Below are 14,486 nucleotides of genomic sequence, written 5' to 3' on the forward strand. Positions count from 1 at the left end.
GTTGTGGGGTCAATTCTGCTGACTGAGAAGGTTTTGACTCTGCTTTTGGGGACGGCTGCACAAGGGCATTCAAATCTGTGCGATTTGCGCCCGTTGCCATAGTCGTATTCAATAACGGTAATTTGTTTTAATTCTTTCGATGTGGCTCCATCATCTGATAGCTTGAAGCTGACGGACTTGGGGACGAAATCGGGTGTTACGGGTTGTGGTGTGGTGACTTCACTCCTCAACCTACATATTCTTAACTCTGCTGGGTCTAGTTTTAAAACCTTGGGTAATGCTGCTGGTTTTTTCGCTTTTAGTGGTTTGAGTCCCAATTGTTGTGTGTAACCAAGTTTGTTCTCTTCTAGTACCTCACTCCACGGTTTGATTGCTTCTCTAATATCAGGGCATTGGCAGTTATTAAAACACTGGTATTTCCCATTACTAGGGTTGATGCCTAAGTTATGTCCTTCACAGACTGGGCAGATGTATTTATTTTTCTCTTTAGCTGGTTCTAGCTGGTCTACAAAATTGCGAATATCGAAGGAGGCGAGTGCTTGTTGTGTGGTCAACATTAGCGAATACCTCCGATTTGATTCAATTGTTGAAAATTAGCTAGTACAAAAATCGCTGTATTGTCTGTGTAGCAAGTGTCTTTGAGGAATTTAAGGCAGTTAGTTAGCGCGTGATTACTTATTTCTGACAGCAACTGTTTTGATGCTGTAATATAGATACAATGCGCCCTGACGATGTTACCGATGCAATTGTGGTAACGTTCGTTGTAAACTTGTAGTCTAAGCATATTAAATTTTATTAAATCCGGGTCTTCCCGGTATGAGTGAACAAACAACGCTGAATCCGCCAAGATAGGGCGTTGTTAGGAACTAAAAGCTCTCGGTTATAGCCGGGGGCTTTTTGCTAATGTTGTCAGGATTATAGCATTATGGTCAGAGTGCTATTTATTTTTAGTTGACTCAGGACTGTTTTCTTCCAGCCATTTATCAAGAAGACCTTTTAGCACTTCATCCATAGTTGTTTTTAACTGTATACAGGCTATTTTGAAGCGATCGCGCTTTTCTTCCTCTACTCGAAATCGTACAAAAACCTGCTTGTTTGAATCACTCATAGCAAAATATTTTTATAGCAAATTAGCAATACTTTACTATTTTCACAAAATAATTAGCATATCCAATTAAATGAATTAATAGCACTATAATTCTTGTGCTATAGTGCTATTAAGGTAAAAACGCCACGGAATGACCAAACCTGCATTAGATGGGATAAGTGCCAGTGTGCCACCGCATCATTGCAGAGATAGTCAAAACCAAAGCAGCAAGCCTATTTCAGAACTTTGTCAATTAAATATTTTGAGGATTTTTCCTATGACAGATTTGGCAGTTCATACCGAAAATGCCAACACTGGGCAAAAAGGTACACTCATGATCGTTGCTGGTTACGACCTCGGTAATTCCAGCATTAAATTTGTATCATCAGACCGCCAGATAAGATTTCCCAGTTATTTAGAGAATTGCTACTACCGTCCTACAGAGACTCCCACAGAAGGTTACGTTGAGTACCTAGAGGGTGATGCACTAACTAAACTGGACTACAAGCAATGGTTATCGGGCTATGCAGCTTACGATGCCAACCCGAAAAACCATCTTCGGGTTACTGATGATGCTACTGCAAAGGTGAGTCAATCGCTGAAACATCTACTAGCAGTGCTTTCCTACTACCCTTATAAAGCTTCGATTGAGTTAGTAATCTGTGCATCTTTGCACGAAAGAGGCGATTTAGAAGATCAGCTGATTGAAGCACTCACTGGCCGCCATGTCGTCAAGTTTGGCGGTAAGATTTGCCCCACCGAGGTCAAGATCCATGTTTTGAAGGTTTACGACGAAGGTCACGCAGCGATCGCCGCCTTTGCCCAGAACTTGAACACCAGTAAGCAAAACGTAATTGTTGATATTGGGAATCGGACAGTTATTGCCACTTTAATCGGTTCCAAAGGACATCTAGCTAACCGAAAGACTTTTGATAACGGTGTGGAAGAGTTGATCCGAATGATTTCGGTCAACCCAGACTTTAAGAATCGCTTGGTAGGCGAGATTGCAATGCCACACCTTATCCGTCAAGGACTAGAAAGCACTGAAAAGCCCTTTTGGTACGGCAAACAGTTCAGTTTTCAAGATGTCTACCAAAAAGAGTTAGCGCCTTGGGTACAAAAGTCCCTAGCGCCAGTATTCAAGTTTATCCACCCTTGGAAGATTAATGCAGATGTCTGCTTAATTACTGGGGGAGGCTCACGACTGTCATCAGTGAGTGAAGCACTTCAGGCTAAAGGGTTCGTAGTAGCAGACAACCCAGTGTGGGCAAACGCGATTGGGCTTGAACAACTAGCAAAGATGATTCATTTAAGGAGTGTGAATGAACAGCAATGAAAGCATTCGGGTAGTGATTCGTAAGCCCTACCACCCATTACTAAAAAAGCTTGCACAACAAATGAACTTAGACGATTACGGGGAGGTGATTAACTTCCTACTTTTAGAATTCCAGCGAAATGGGTACAACTTCCAAACTGAACAACCGACTGATTCTAAGCTCCAACAACAAGACGAAAAAGATTTAGCCAGCAATCTCGCTGCAATGTTCTAGCCATGAAAATCAACAAAATACTTGGATTCTCTGTTGCTGCCCTTGGCTTTCTAGCCCTTGGCTACTTCGGAGTGCAGTACTTCGGTAAAAACAATATGTTCACCATCGCCGCATCTGTGGGTGGTGCAGGTGCAATCAGCTATGTACTACAAAAGCCGAGTCACCCAGAAGCTCCAACCACACCAATCAAAATCCAAAGGAAAGCAAAGAAGTCATGAGCGACCAAGACACTGTGCAGACACAACCATCGCTAACAACAACCGAAATAATGACCATCATCCTCGGTTGCGAACAAATTCTTAGGTTTGTGCAAGCATCCCCAAATTATCAACAAATTGAAGCCTCCGAACGGTTCAGTACATCGAATGACTTAAAAATGGGTGATGCTGTCCAAGCCTTGATGGAGATTCATGAAGCCATCTTAAATATAGAGTTCTACTCTCAAGTTTGAGTCAGCAAATGTTAGAAACGACAACTTTGCAACGTAATCACCTGTACCAATTTCGCGGTCAACAACTGCGTTACAGCCATCGGTCTAATTGTCGAGTTAATGCCCCTTTCATATTCAATGACTCCAAAGGTAGACGAAAAGAATTAAGCCAAACCCAAGTGGAGAGGGAGGTTTTTGAACTTGTTGAGTTTTGTGAGAACTGATGATGAAGCGATTGCATCGACGACCAATCACTGCAATCGCCCATCTGTGCATCGAAACTACACACATTTTGGATTCTAACAAATGACACTCGATTACAAAAATCCCAACGATTGGGGCAAATCACCGCTAACTGACCGCGCCCTGAGATTAGAGCAATTCAAAGCGGAAAATCCTGAAGAATGGACAGCAATGATTGAGTCCGATATTGAGGCACTTGACACACCAATATTCGAGAGTGAAAATTACCCACCTTTCACCGGGACAGAATTTCTAGCAACTCATGAAACCATCGATGACCATTCTTATGCAGCAGCATTTGGTCAATTCTTGGGCAACGGGATTGACGCGGACATTGCAAATATCTTGGCGTTTGGTGAGAACAGATTTGATTTAATTTCTGATGATTTTGACGACCTCGTAAGGCAATTAGCAACGAGAATTTATAGCCGATTTGAAGAGATGGGTTATTGGGATAAATTGCCCCAACAGTCGAGCGATATCGACTACGACTTAATACCTTATTAGGAGTGTCAGCAATGGACTTTGCAATACGTAATCCGGTAGTTGGTCATAGTTCTCATATTGATGAAAAAGCGCAATCCTGGGGAGGGTTTGAGTCTGATATTCTCGGCTATCTTTCGGATATAAATAAGCTCGAACAGTTTGCCGATTACGCCAATAATGCCCAAGAATTATCTGACAGATTAGAACCATTTTTGGACAATGCCAAGGTCGTCTTTGAGGCAATGGAGAAGTTGACCAAAGGGCAAGTAACTTGGACTGAACTTCGTAAACAATACGGCTCTCATGTAGCGGGTGCAATTGGTAAAATCCGTAAACTTAACGCTGAATTTGACAGCGATATGAGTAAAATAGATGCCCAAGATAGAGCCGACTTGTTGCGAATTGACCAAAAGCGTAAACACGCTTTAACTGAAGTTGCAGCCCAATTACACCATGATTTACAAACAGAATTGTGGCGGCATGAAAACAAAATCAGCAGCATCGAAAACAGGCAAGTTGTCCAAGCCGAAAGGCAAGCAATCACAACAGGATTAAGAGAGAAACGCCAACAACTTTTAGCCCGTGCGCGGTACGGCTCAAGGGCATTAGAACCCAATCAAGCACCCCAAGAAGTGATACCAGTTACTAGCCAAAATCATGCACCAGCATCTAGTGTTTCAGCAACAGGAACAGTTCGCGGTTGGGGTGCGATGTTAGGTAACTTGTGGCAGAAACTAGGCGACAGATAATCAATTAATTAGGTAAGGCTGATGCTAGTAAGGAAACGAAATGAAGATCCTCATAGCGTCAGCCCTTTTTTGCATGAAGGGCTGGCACAAACACCACAATCAACTAAGCAGCATCAACAACCCGAACAGTTACCACCACTGCCAGAAAATAACCGAGGTAGAACATTTAGACGTGCTGGTAATGCTTGTGAGATTGTCGCTGGCAGTTGTTTAAATTCGGCAGTGATTTTTACTTTTCATCTGTTGCAAGTTCACCCAGTTGGAATGTTTCTTGCAGTGGGTACTGCACACCTGTACTTTACTGCCACTGCAACGGGTGAAGGCTTTAACAATTTGGTCACTAATCTAATGACTGGTTGCAGTGCGTCATTAGCGTTATTGTGTGCGCTTTCTGACCCGATTAGTGAATGGAATGAAGCGAGAACTTCTACACAAACAGCTAATACTTCAATTGAGTCGGTTTATAAGCCAAAAACTGCTGAATCTTCAAGTTGGATGGATGGTGCAGGAGTGGGCATATTTCTAGCGATATTAATGATTTTTCTATTTGGTGGTAGGAGAGGTAAATGAATTATCTATCTGAGAAACATAAACAGTTAGAAGAGTCGCAACAATCGGGTTTAATGAAGTGGTTCGGACAGTTACCGATGGATAAAAAAGCTGTTGCAATTGGGCTAAGTTTAACTGTGGGTATTAGCTCGGCAGCAATGGCGTGGAAAGGGGAGTCAAGCGACCGCATTTATTTTTGCGTTCGGACTCCCCAGAGAAAATTGGTATGCCAGGATCAGAATAACAGACCATTTCGCATGACCCCCTTTTATTGGTCACAGTGGCAGTTAGAAGGAATGCCGCGCCAAGTAGTGCGTAACCCAGCTATGGGGGTAAACGGACTGGTGAAAGCGACTAACGCATATAAGCCTTTTTGGGCGTTTGGGGGATTCCTGGGGTTTGCGCTTGCGGGGTGGATGCTCCGCCATTGTCAAAATGAGGAGAAGCAGAGAGCAGTTTTTGAAGACATTGCCCAAAAGCGGGATGCAGCAAAGGCAGAGATGGCCGCACGTTCCGAGCTACTAGAGAGCTACCGAGACGTTGCGATCGCAGAAGTTCAACTACAAGCCGACTTGGATCTAGTGGCCAACGATCGCACCGTTGACATCCAAAAAGCTGAGATTTACGCCCACACGGAAATTGAAGTTACCCAAATGGAGGCAACTGATGCCATTTTTGAGGCGAAAACGGCGGGGATGACCGAAGAACAGAAGGCAGATTACATCAAGCAACTGCGTGAGATGAAAACGCCCTATCTACAAGGGAGTCAGACTTTACAGGGGACGATTGACCCCAACGATAAGGTTACTGGGGCAGACAGCCAAGCGATTGCTCCTGGTGACAAATATCGCTGGATCAAAAACACCATCGGCTACCCCACTTTAATATTTGGTGGCATGGGTGCTGGGAAATCCTGGACTACTAGAGAGATTATTTGGAAGAAAGTACAAGCTGGATGGAACATCGTAGCGCTTGACCCGCACGGCACACAGGTCGAGTGGAAAGGCGTAAGGCTAATTACTGGCTACAAAGAAATAGCCGACTTCATGCAATGGTATATGGATGAAATGCGCCAGCGCTATGAAGATTATCGCAAGAGTGGATTAACAGAAGAACAGTGGACGGAGAACCTAAGAGCATCGGGCAAGATGCTATCAGTTATCTGTGAAGAATTTACGACCTGGACGGATAACATAGTTGAGCCAATGCCGGACGATTGTGAAGATGAGAAATGGAAGCCTGACCCGGATTTTATTGGTAAATGGTTTCGCTGTGCCATGACTGAATCTCGCAAACAATTAATGATTCCTTTGTTCGTAGCTCACGACCGCACAATGGAGATTTTAGCCAAAGCCAAAGGATTATCAAAACTCAGAGATGCGGCACTGTTAGAAGTAGAACTAATTGCAACGATTGACCCAATCACGACAGAAGCAAAAGCTAGTGGTCAGGGCAAGATTAAATTACCTGGGCATGGACAATGGATTGATATTGAATTGCCTAAACTCAAAGCCAAGCGAATTGACTTTAGGTTTGATGAATCTGTTACAAGCGATGCTCAAAGCAACACCAGTCATGTAGAGCCAAAACTTTCAACAGACTCAGAAATAGCCGAGCGGATCTGGCAACTCGAATTTAATTTAGAGAAGAAAGAGGCAGAATCTAGCCCTACCCAATCTCTAACACCTGTTGCCCAATCACTGCTGCAATTTCTCCAACGCACCGGAAGAACATCGGCAGTCATACAGGAGATACAGCCCAACTTTAAGGTAAAGGGTCAACGGTTCACTTCGGAGGAGTTGAAGCGACTGTTTAATGAGTTGGTTGAGAATAGTCTGGCCGTCTGGCTAGATGCTAATACCATCGAAATCACTGAAAATCAGACAGACGGCCAGAACGGACAGGATTAGACAGAATCCTTATACAGTAATGGACAGACAAGACAGACATCTAGACAGAGTTAAGACAGGAGATAGAACGCCCTTGGGAAATCACCGGGGGCTTTATTATTAGCGCTCACCCAAGGATAATTCCCTAATAAATGCGTCAATCGCTTTACCCGCGTCCGACTGCCGCCCCATCTCAGGGAAGCTAAGAGCGCGATCGCTAATTGCCTCATAGTCTGGCTTAGATTTACGCCCAATAGATAGGATAAGTGTTAAAAACACTACCACTAAGGGAAAAATAATACAATGAGTCACTGAATTTCCTTGAGGAGAAATAAATTTCGTGAGTGGATATAACCCAGAGACAGGAATATATCAACTGACCGCTACCAAGGCTCACTATTGGAGCGGTAGAGATAAGCCAATGTCCTACTATGCGGCTTGGTTGAAAAATAAAGGCTTAGAAGTAACGTTGGTGCGGTCGGCTTATCTAGCCGTTAAAGCAAATGAGGCAGAGGTAAAAGCCGCATTGTTATCGCCAGAGCGTGCTAAATCAGAGGCAATGTGGCAACAACCCAACTAACAATTAACCAGATTAATTACACAGTTTAAACTCGACATGGCATATATCAACTGCAAAGGAACAGCAAAAGTTCAAAACAACGAAACTGGCGAGATTTTTAATATCACCAGTGATGACCTGGAGTGGGAAACGGAGGTTGAGGACGAAAGACCAATGGGGGCGGAGTTACACCATTCTGCAACGTTCTATTTTGACGGAGGTGAAATAACTTGGGATTTATACGAATATCCCATCGGCACAATCGAGCTTGTGCAGAAAGAGATTGACGGTGCTGTGCTACTACAGGATTTCAATTTTTCCCTCAACACAGAAGATCCACTCGAAGACTCCTTTGTTAACGATTAGAAAAGGAAGCCATCATGACAGACGATAAAAAGCCCCAAGACTACGAAACCGCTAAAACAGCACTCAAGAATATCTGGCAGCATGATTATGGTTCAACTATGGAGTCATCTAGGAGATTGTACAAGCGAAAAATTATCTGGGATAGTGCTTCTAATACGGTGTTAATGGTCGAGACTGTTCGCGCATTAGAGAAACACGGTTTCGGCAACCGAGAGTACGAATACTACAATTACGAAACACAGGTAACTTTTGACTCTTTACCAAAGGATATAAAAACCAAACTCAAAATCAGCGACGGTTCTTCTCGTCTTGAGGTTGAAGATAATTTAGTTAGTTGACCATGAGCGCAACTAATAAGTTTTGGCTTTATGAACAATTATGTTTGGTTTTTGATAAAGCCTGTTTTACTCTTTAATTAATATGGAATCAGACCAATCTTCTACTAATTATGACTTTGTTTTTGGACTTAAAGAGAATGCGCTCGATTCACTTGTCCATGCTGTTGAACATTTACTGGCAGATGAAAAAGATACGGATCTTAAGTACACAGTTCTTCACGTCTTCCATGCAGCAGAGTTGTTTTTGAAAGCGCGGCTTGCTGCAATTAATTACGACTTAATTTATACAGACTCAAAAAAAACTGGAGAAGATGATCATACAATTACGATTAATAAAGCTAAAGAGCGATTGAAAAATAATGGTGTTATTTTATCACGACAAGACTTAGATAACCTAGAGGAACTTCGTAAGGTTAGAAATAGAATCGAGCATCATCGAATTACTGGCTCTCGTAAAGACATAGAACAGTATGTTGGTCGTGCAATGGATTTCTTAGATATTTTCTTACGAAAGGAACTAAAAATTAACCTCAAGGATGCGCTTGATCAACTTGACGAAGATGGTAGTACTTATAAAGCATTATCTCTTGCTTGGTTTTCTTACATTAGAAGAATGGCAGAAGAAGGTGGAATAACTCAGCACAGGAGAAGCAAAGAGGGCTACGATTTCTTTATTTGTGAAGAATGCGGTGAAGAAGCTATTGCTTTCCCAGACCCCACTCTAGAAGATGGAACAGTTCACTGCTTCAGTTGCCAAAGTCGTTACTCTGTCGATTTTTGTTTGCGATGTACACATCCTACGCTCTCTTTAATTGAAGTTGGTACAAATAGAATACAAGCTAAGAGATTTGACGAAGATAATTGGTGTTTTTGCGACTCCTGTAAAGAGGATATTGCAGACTTGGATGAATAAAGATTTAATAAATTTATTTTGAGCTTTTCAAAATAAAATGATAGTTAGAGATGATTCCTAGAGAAATAAAAATATTGGCAGTACAAAATCGCTATGGCTGCCTGCAAGCCAACTCATAAAGCACGCTTAGTTGCAAGTGCTAGTTCCGGTTAAACTAGTTCGGTTTATCCCACTATTCAAGGGGTAAAGGTAGGCGATCGCATAAGTACGGCTCAAAAAGCATACTCTACTTTTTCATCAACAATTGATAGTGAAAAGAATTTAGTATATCCAAATGATGCTTATGGTGGTTTAATATTTTCTATCAACAAACAGAGGCTAATTAGAAAAATCAGCTTATTGGCCGCATCCTGCTGAGAAAATATGTTGTTAATAGCATAATATATTTTTACAATAATTAAACTGGTACTATGCCCAAAATCCCCCAGTGCGATTGCTATTTGTGGGGAGGGCTTTCAATTTTCCCCAAATGGCACGGCGACCCCTGGTTTCAAAATTGTCTTGTTTGCAGTTTCATGTCCAGATGTTTGCAGTTCGCTACAGCTATAGAAAGCGATTTGACGAGTAAAAAAGTTAATTGGATCGTACTAACCTTTGATTACCCCTTTTAAACAGATTCAATTACCAGTTATTGAATAAGATTAATCTACTATAATTAGTCAATTGATTACCTTTTATTCATCCGCATTCTTCAACATCCCCGTCAACAATTCCGACATCTCCCACAAATCTTTATTCCGGTTGTCATCATAAATCATCAGCGTTCGCGGGTCAGCATGACGGCTCAATTTCTGCACCTTTCTGATATTCCCATCAGTGGCATCGAGTGCTGCCGTAATCGCTGAATGCCTTTTGCACACGTTTATATGAATATATGGCAGTTTTCTGGTATATATTACATCAACTTCTAATTACCAATAAATAAAATGACTCATTATGGCTTAATTTGCCCAGCCTCGACAGGTCATCTCAACACCATGCTCCCTTTAGGGAAAGAACTACAACAACGTGGTCATCGTGTTACTTTATTTGGTTTCCGTGATGCCGAAGCTAGAACAGTAGCAGCAGGGCTGGAATATTGCGCCATTGGTGAAGCTGAATTTCCCCCTGGTATCAATGCACAAACCCTCGCTAAATTGGGTCAACTCAGTGGACGTGCTGCATTGCAATACACTGTTCAGTTACTTAAGGATGGTGCATCTGTGAGACTCAGAGATGCACCATCGGTGATAAAAAATGCGGGTGTAGAAGCACTGTTAATAGACCAACTCAACCTTGAAGGCGGAACTATTGCAGATGTTCTAAAACTTCCCTTTATTACTATTTGTAGTGCTGTGGTGATTAATCGAGAGGTTAGCATTCCTCCTTATATAACCAACTGGAGTTATAACCCAGCTTGGTGGGCAAGACTGCGTAATAAAATCGGCTATCAAGTCTTAAATCGCGTCGGTAAACCTATCAGCGAAATTATAAATGAATATCGTCAACAGAAGAATTTACCTCCCTACATTAGTCCTAATCAACGATATTCTCAGTTAGCGCAAATCAGTCAACAACCAGCCCAACTAGAGTTTCCCAGAGAGAATTTACCTCAATGCTTCCATTTCACCGGCCCTTTTCATAGTTCAATCGGTCGGGAGCTTCTTGATTTTCCTTTTGAAAAATTGACTGGACAAACCTTAATTTATGCCTCGATGGGAACTATACAAAATCGGCTGCTAGGAATTTTTCAATCTATTGCTGAAGCTTGTCAATATTTGGATGCTCAATTAGTAATTTCTTTGGGTGGTTCTACAAGTCCATCAGCTTTACAAGAGCTACCCGGTCAACCTCTAGTTGTTAAATATGCCCCACAATTGGAGTTGTTGCAAAAAGCAAATCTTACCATCACTCATGCAGGGTTGAATACCACATTGGAAAGTTTAACAAATGGTGTGCCAATGGTGGCGATTCCAATTACTAATGACCAACCAGGGGTAGCTTCCCGCATAGTTTGGTCAGGATGTGGTGAGGCTGTACCCATCAAGAAAGTAACGGTTTCTAAGCTAAGAACAGCCATTCAAAAGGTGTTGACAGAAGAAAAGTACCAAAAGAATGCTCTCAGATTACAAAACGCAATTAAGACAGCAGGGGGAGTTAGCCGAGCTGCTGATATTGTTGAGCAAGTTGTATCTACGGGTAAACCTGTTCTTTCTCAGTAAATGCCTGAGAGGTTGTTTGAAAAGTATTTCGCTGTGACTTTAGGCACTTTTAGATCCCCCCTAACCCCCCGATAAATTGGGGGGAATCGGAATCAAAGTTACCCAATTTATCGGGGGATTTAGAGGGATCTAGGATTTTTGATACCGACAACAGAACTTTTCAAACATCCTCTGATACCTATTTATATATGATTAACCAGGAAACCTTTGCCAAAAAGGATAAATTAAATATTCACCAAATAGCTTCAAGAAATTATGCAGAAATTGAATTTACCAAATAATTTAGAAATTTACTGTCTTGGCAAGGAGGAAACAGAATATATATATCAAGAAATATTTATTGAACAGCAATATTTACAGCATGGCATTACTATTAATGATGGTGACTGTATTATTGACGTTGGTGCTAATATAGGATTATTTTCTATATTTTTGAGCAAATTGCATAAATCATTAAAGATATTAGCCTTTGAACCAGTTCAGCCAATATTTGAAGTTTTACAGGCAAATGTCAATTTGCATTCTCTGGACAATATATCTCTACAAAATTATGGTTTGGGTTCAGAAAATATTTCAGAAACAGTGTTTACTTTCTATCCTAACATGGCTGGTAATTCGACAACTAGACCTTGGGAGAAGTTAGCTCAACGAGAAGTAATGAATGTAGCTTTGAATCAGGAGATGGTGGAATACCTTTTTCAAAGCCAGGAGATTAAAGGTGAAATCAAAACATTATCTTCTGTAATTAACTCATTAGCTATTGAATCTATAGATTTATTAAAAATTGATGTAGAAGGAGAAGAATATGAGGTTTTGCGAGGCATAAACCAAAATGATTGGACTAAAATTAAACAAATAGTGCTTGAGGTTCATGACATAGAAGACAGAATAGATAAAATTAAAACCCTTCTAGAAAGTAAAAAATTTCAGATTATAGTTGAACAGAATAATTTAGTGCCGCCTACAATCAAAATATTTAATTTATATGCTGTCAGAAATTGAGGATTTTCATTCGCTTGAATCCTTCAGCATACCCGTCAACAACTCCGACATTTCCCACAAGTCTTTATTCCGGTTGTCGTCATAAATCATCAACGTTCTGGGGTCAGCATGACGGCTCAACTTCTGCACCTTTCTGATATTCCCATCAGTGGCATCGAGTGCTGCCGTAATCGCCGAATGCCTGACCCTATGCGGTGACATGGGTTTCTTCACCCCCGCTTTCTTAAAAGCAGTAGCCACTATTTTATAGATGGCATCCGTAGTCAATCTATGCCCAGTATTATGGAAATCTAACGCTGTAAATATCGGTAAATTGCCATTCAAATCCCCCCGCGCTATCAACCAATCAGCAAGAGCAGCCGCCACATCCTTGGACATATCCAAATACTCTTCATTCGTTCCCTTACCCTTCCCCAAAACTCTCAACTTGCGCCCATAAAAATCAAAGTCACCCACATCTAATTGACATACCTCCTGGCGACGCAAAGCTAAACCCCACAGCACCAGAAAAATTGCATAGTTGCGTTTACCAATCAAAGTCTCTCTATCAAATTGCTGAATCACAACAGATATCGCTTTGCTATCAACACCCCGCGTATCCCGGTACGCCTTGACCTTCTCTCCTGAAACATCTTCCAGGGAATAGTTACACACCCCTAACTTTCGCCCCATTTTCGCCAACGACTTAATCGCCGCCAGCCGCCGATTAATTGTCGCCTCCCGCAACCCAGATTTAATCAACATCGCCTTGTACTTCAACACCACCATCACCGCTTGCTCTCGCTGCAAGTGCAGAAACTCCAGCACACTATCACCAGTTGGCGGTAATAAAGTCATCTTCAGAAAAAAATCCCTCAAATCTTTTTCATAAGCCCGTCGAGTATTGGGGTTACGCTTATCTGCCAACAACTGCGCCAACACATCTGGATCTTTGTCAAGTTGTGCGTCAAAATATCGAGCGATCGGTGCATCTAAACACGCCTCCAACTCAACTTTAACTAGCTCTCCAAATATTGGCTCGTTAGGCATAAATGCTCACCGAATCGTTATTGATAATGCGTCTTTCCAATAACGTCTATCATTGCATACAATGTTTTTACCTGAACGTTTACACTTTGATCAACAATCAGTCACCTATTGCTGAAGTAGTCGGGTGTCGCTTGGTTATGTAGACTCTGTAATTTCATGTTTTGATATCAGTGTTGATATCATTTTTGGTAGTACAAGAATACTGGGGACTCTGCCCCCAAAGCGATCGCCAGTTGGATAAAAGCAAGTAAGAAGAAACGTAGCAATGACCCGCTTTTCACCGTGCTGGCCTATTACAAGAATGGAGCAAGATTAACCGGGGAGGCAATCAGGCGACTGGTGGATGGGCTATGCAAGCAAACTGGAATTACTAAGAAGATGTCACCCCATCGTGTCCGCCACAGTGCGATTACTACAGTATTGGATCTGAATAATGGCAACTACCGTGCTACCCAGCGCTTCAGCAGACACGCCCAAGTGCAAACGGTTTTGAAATATGATGATAACCGCCAGCGCTTGCAAAAGCAGATGAGCGACTCAATATCAGAATTGATTTAGAAAATGCAACACTTGTAAAGTGTAATCCAAATTCAAAACAGGGAAAGTGCAAGTCCATAACAGCTTGATTTTGGATCATGAAATATGCTAGGCTGGCTGAACTAGTACAAAATGCCTCCAATCAAAAAAGTATTTTAACCATTCCCCTTACAGACATAAAACTACTGAGAAACACGGGGGGGTTAGCAGGATTATCTTCAAGCCCCTCTGTAGGTTTAGCGGATAAGGAGTCAGAACTTACGCATTGACAAAAAAGACAATAAATGTAGTGTAGAAAATCAGAAAATAATAGGCGATCGCTAGCAGTAGAGGACTGGAAAGATGGATAATTTACACTGTCTCTATTGAGGGTATGGCAATCAGAGTAACTACCAAGCCATCCACGGCAAAGTGTGATCTCAACACTTACACTTTATTTTTATTGGCAGAATCAAAGTATCCAGGCTGCACACGTTTAGCAGATATTATGGAATATTTCTCACATGATAGTGTCAACAGATTTTTGCTACGTGAGGAGTATGAGCCAAAGGATTTATT

18 protein-coding genes and 4 pseudogenes are annotated in these 14,486 nt (G+C 41.7%); 17 read left to right on the forward strand and 5 right to left on the reverse strand.

The genetic code is table 11. The annotated features are described in order from the left end of the window. Both F8S12_RS40515 and F8S12_RS11280 read right to left on the reverse strand, forming a co-directional pair. Positions 1 to 557: pseudogene (locus F8S12_RS40515) on the reverse strand (DNA primase family protein); the annotation flags it as partial. A gap of 380 nt (positions 558 to 937) precedes the next feature. After that, entirely contained in the window at positions 938 to 1,108 is a 171-nt protein-coding gene (locus tag F8S12_RS11280) for a plasmid partition protein ParG (RefSeq protein ID WP_084227340.1), read from the reverse strand. A 130-nt stretch (positions 1,109 to 1,238) separates the two neighbouring features. Here F8S12_RS11280 and F8S12_RS11285 point away from each other — a divergent pair, with 130 nt between their 5' ends. From F8S12_RS11285 to F8S12_RS11325, 9 genes are all read left to right on the forward strand, one after another. Next, complete coding sequence (locus F8S12_RS11285; RefSeq protein ID WP_230967950.1) at positions 1,239 to 2,423, forward strand: ParM/StbA family protein; 1,185 nt, start codon at positions 1,239 to 1,241, stop codon at positions 2,421 to 2,423. Continuing rightward, positions 2,410 to 2,637: a hypothetical protein gene (locus F8S12_RS11290; RefSeq protein WP_196516384.1), complete on the forward strand. Its 228-nt coding sequence runs from the start codon at positions 2,410 to 2,412 to the stop codon at positions 2,635 to 2,637. The genes F8S12_RS11285 and F8S12_RS11290 overlap by 14 nt, the downstream gene beginning before the upstream one ends. 2 nt (positions 2,638 to 2,639) lie before the next feature. Beyond that, complete coding sequence (locus F8S12_RS11295) at positions 2,640 to 2,855, forward strand: hypothetical protein (protein ID WP_196516385.1); 216 nt, start codon at positions 2,640 to 2,642, stop codon at positions 2,853 to 2,855. Next, entirely contained in the window at positions 2,852 to 3,088 is a 237-nt protein-coding gene (locus tag F8S12_RS11300) for a hypothetical protein (RefSeq protein ID WP_196516386.1), read from the forward strand. The genes F8S12_RS11295 and F8S12_RS11300 overlap by 4 nt, the downstream gene beginning before the upstream one ends. Positions 3,089 to 3,096: 8 nt before the next feature. Continuing rightward, a complete protein-coding gene (locus tag F8S12_RS11305; protein ID WP_196516387.1) occupies positions 3,097 to 3,291 on the forward strand; it encodes a hypothetical protein in 195 nt (64 codons plus the stop codon). 82 nt (positions 3,292 to 3,373) lie between these two features. After that, positions 3,374 to 3,817, forward strand: a complete 444-nt coding sequence (locus F8S12_RS11310) for a hypothetical protein (RefSeq protein WP_196516388.1) — start codon at positions 3,374 to 3,376, stop codon at positions 3,815 to 3,817. Positions 3,818 to 3,828: 11 nt separating this feature from the next. After that, a complete protein-coding gene (locus F8S12_RS11315) occupies positions 3,829 to 4,545 on the forward strand; it encodes a hypothetical protein (protein ID WP_196516389.1) in 717 nt (238 codons plus the stop codon). A gap of 21 nt (positions 4,546 to 4,566) precedes the next feature. Beyond that, entirely contained in the window at positions 4,567 to 5,115 is a 549-nt protein-coding gene (locus F8S12_RS11320; RefSeq protein WP_196516390.1) for a hypothetical protein, read from the forward strand. Beyond that, a complete protein-coding gene (locus F8S12_RS11325) occupies positions 5,112 to 7,004 on the forward strand; it encodes a hypothetical protein (RefSeq protein WP_196516391.1) in 1,893 nt (630 codons plus the stop codon). The genes F8S12_RS11320 and F8S12_RS11325 overlap by 4 nt, the downstream gene beginning before the upstream one ends. A 99-nt stretch (positions 7,005 to 7,103) precedes the next feature. Here the strand turns inward: F8S12_RS11325 and F8S12_RS11330 are convergent, their stop codons facing one another. After that, positions 7,104 to 7,295, reverse strand: coding sequence for a hypothetical protein (locus tag F8S12_RS11330; RefSeq protein WP_196516392.1), 192 nt, complete (start codon positions 7,293 to 7,295; stop codon positions 7,104 to 7,106). A 28-nt stretch (positions 7,296 to 7,323) separates the two neighbouring features. Between F8S12_RS11330 and F8S12_RS11335 the strand changes: the two genes are divergently transcribed. From F8S12_RS11335 to F8S12_RS11350, 4 genes are all read left to right on the forward strand, one after another. Next, on the forward strand, positions 7,324 to 7,563 hold the full coding sequence (locus tag F8S12_RS11335) for a hypothetical protein (protein WP_196516393.1): 240 nt from the start codon (positions 7,324 to 7,326) through the stop codon (positions 7,561 to 7,563). A gap of 36 nt (positions 7,564 to 7,599) precedes the next feature. Then, positions 7,600 to 7,908 (forward strand): hypothetical protein, encoded by a 309-nt coding sequence (locus F8S12_RS11340; protein WP_196516394.1) that lies wholly within the window; start codon positions 7,600 to 7,602, stop codon positions 7,906 to 7,908. A 14-nt stretch (positions 7,909 to 7,922) separates the two neighbouring features. After that, a complete protein-coding gene (locus tag F8S12_RS11345) occupies positions 7,923 to 8,246 on the forward strand; it encodes a hypothetical protein (RefSeq protein WP_196516395.1) in 324 nt (107 codons plus the stop codon). An 82-nt stretch (positions 8,247 to 8,328) separates the two neighbouring features. Beyond that, positions 8,329 to 9,159, forward strand: coding sequence for a TraR/DksA C4-type zinc finger protein (locus F8S12_RS11350; RefSeq protein WP_196516396.1), 831 nt, complete (start codon positions 8,329 to 8,331; stop codon positions 9,157 to 9,159). A 674-nt stretch (positions 9,160 to 9,833) separates the two neighbouring features. Here the strand turns inward: F8S12_RS11350 and F8S12_RS11355 are convergent. Further along, positions 9,834 to 10,010 (reverse strand): annotated as a pseudogene (locus F8S12_RS11355) (tyrosine-type recombinase/integrase); the annotation flags it as partial. A 75-nt stretch (positions 10,011 to 10,085) separates the two neighbouring features. On the opposite strand from F8S12_RS11355, the gene F8S12_RS11360 reads away from it, so the two are divergent. Then, positions 10,086 to 11,360 (forward strand): glycosyltransferase, encoded by a 1,275-nt coding sequence (locus tag F8S12_RS11360; protein ID WP_196516397.1) that lies wholly within the window; start codon positions 10,086 to 10,088, stop codon positions 11,358 to 11,360. 255 nt (positions 11,361 to 11,615) lie between these two features. After that, complete coding sequence (locus F8S12_RS11365) at positions 11,616 to 12,362, forward strand: FkbM family methyltransferase (protein WP_196516398.1); 747 nt, start codon at positions 11,616 to 11,618, stop codon at positions 12,360 to 12,362. Between the two features lie 6 nt (positions 12,363 to 12,368). On the opposite strand, the gene F8S12_RS11370 is transcribed toward F8S12_RS11365, so the two are convergent. Next, positions 12,369 to 13,391, reverse strand: a complete 1,023-nt coding sequence (locus F8S12_RS11370; protein WP_196516399.1) for a tyrosine-type recombinase/integrase — start codon at positions 13,389 to 13,391, stop codon at positions 12,369 to 12,371. Positions 13,392 to 13,613: 222 nt separating this feature from the next. Here F8S12_RS11370 and F8S12_RS11375 point away from each other — a divergent pair. Then, positions 13,614 to 13,949 (forward strand): annotated as a pseudogene (locus tag F8S12_RS11375) (tyrosine-type recombinase/integrase); the annotation flags it as partial. A gap of 358 nt (positions 13,950 to 14,307) precedes the next feature. After that, positions 14,308 to 14,486: pseudogene (locus tag F8S12_RS11380) on the forward strand (IS701 family transposase); the annotation flags it as partial.

The sequence above is a fragment of the Nostoc sp. WHI genome, from assembly GCF_015714725.1.
Classification (GTDB): Bacteria; Cyanobacteriota; Cyanobacteriia; order Cyanobacteriales; family Nostocaceae; genus Nostoc.

Bases quoted from the DNA above. Each gene is read 5' to 3' on its own strand.
- F8S12_RS11280 (WP_084227340.1), bottom strand. From the start codon at position 1,108: ATGAGTGATTCAAACAAGCAGGTTTTTGTACGATTTCGAGTAGAGGAA.
- F8S12_RS11285 (WP_230967950.1), top strand. From the start codon at position 1,239: ATGACCAAACCTGCATTAGATGGGATAAGTGCCAGTGTGCCACCGCAT.
- F8S12_RS11290 (WP_196516384.1), top strand. From the start codon at position 2,410: ATGAACAGCAATGAAAGCATTCGGGTAGTGATTCGTAAGCCCTACCAC.
- F8S12_RS11295 (WP_196516385.1), top strand. From the start codon at position 2,640: ATGAAAATCAACAAAATACTTGGATTCTCTGTTGCTGCCCTTGGCTTT.
- F8S12_RS11300 (WP_196516386.1), top strand. From the start codon at position 2,852: ATGAGCGACCAAGACACTGTGCAGACACAACCATCGCTAACAACAACC.
- F8S12_RS11305 (WP_196516387.1), top strand. From the start codon at position 3,097: ATGTTAGAAACGACAACTTTGCAACGTAATCACCTGTACCAATTTCGC.
- F8S12_RS11310 (WP_196516388.1), top strand. From the start codon at position 3,374: ATGACACTCGATTACAAAAATCCCAACGATTGGGGCAAATCACCGCTA.
- F8S12_RS11315 (WP_196516389.1), top strand. From the start codon at position 3,829: ATGGACTTTGCAATACGTAATCCGGTAGTTGGTCATAGTTCTCATATT.
- F8S12_RS11320 (WP_196516390.1), top strand. From the start codon at position 4,567: ATGCTAGTAAGGAAACGAAATGAAGATCCTCATAGCGTCAGCCCTTTT.
- F8S12_RS11325 (WP_196516391.1), top strand. From the start codon at position 5,112: ATGAATTATCTATCTGAGAAACATAAACAGTTAGAAGAGTCGCAACAA.
- F8S12_RS11340 (WP_196516394.1), top strand. From the start codon at position 7,600: ATGGCATATATCAACTGCAAAGGAACAGCAAAAGTTCAAAACAACGAA.
- F8S12_RS11345 (WP_196516395.1), top strand. From the start codon at position 7,923: ATGACAGACGATAAAAAGCCCCAAGACTACGAAACCGCTAAAACAGCA.
- F8S12_RS11350 (WP_196516396.1), top strand. From the start codon at position 8,329: ATGGAATCAGACCAATCTTCTACTAATTATGACTTTGTTTTTGGACTT.
- F8S12_RS11360 (WP_196516397.1), top strand. From the start codon at position 10,086: ATGACTCATTATGGCTTAATTTGCCCAGCCTCGACAGGTCATCTCAAC.
- F8S12_RS11365 (WP_196516398.1), top strand. From the start codon at position 11,616: ATGCAGAAATTGAATTTACCAAATAATTTAGAAATTTACTGTCTTGGC.
- F8S12_RS11370 (WP_196516399.1), bottom strand. From the start codon at position 13,391: ATGCCTAACGAGCCAATATTTGGAGAGCTAGTTAAAGTTGAGTTGGAG.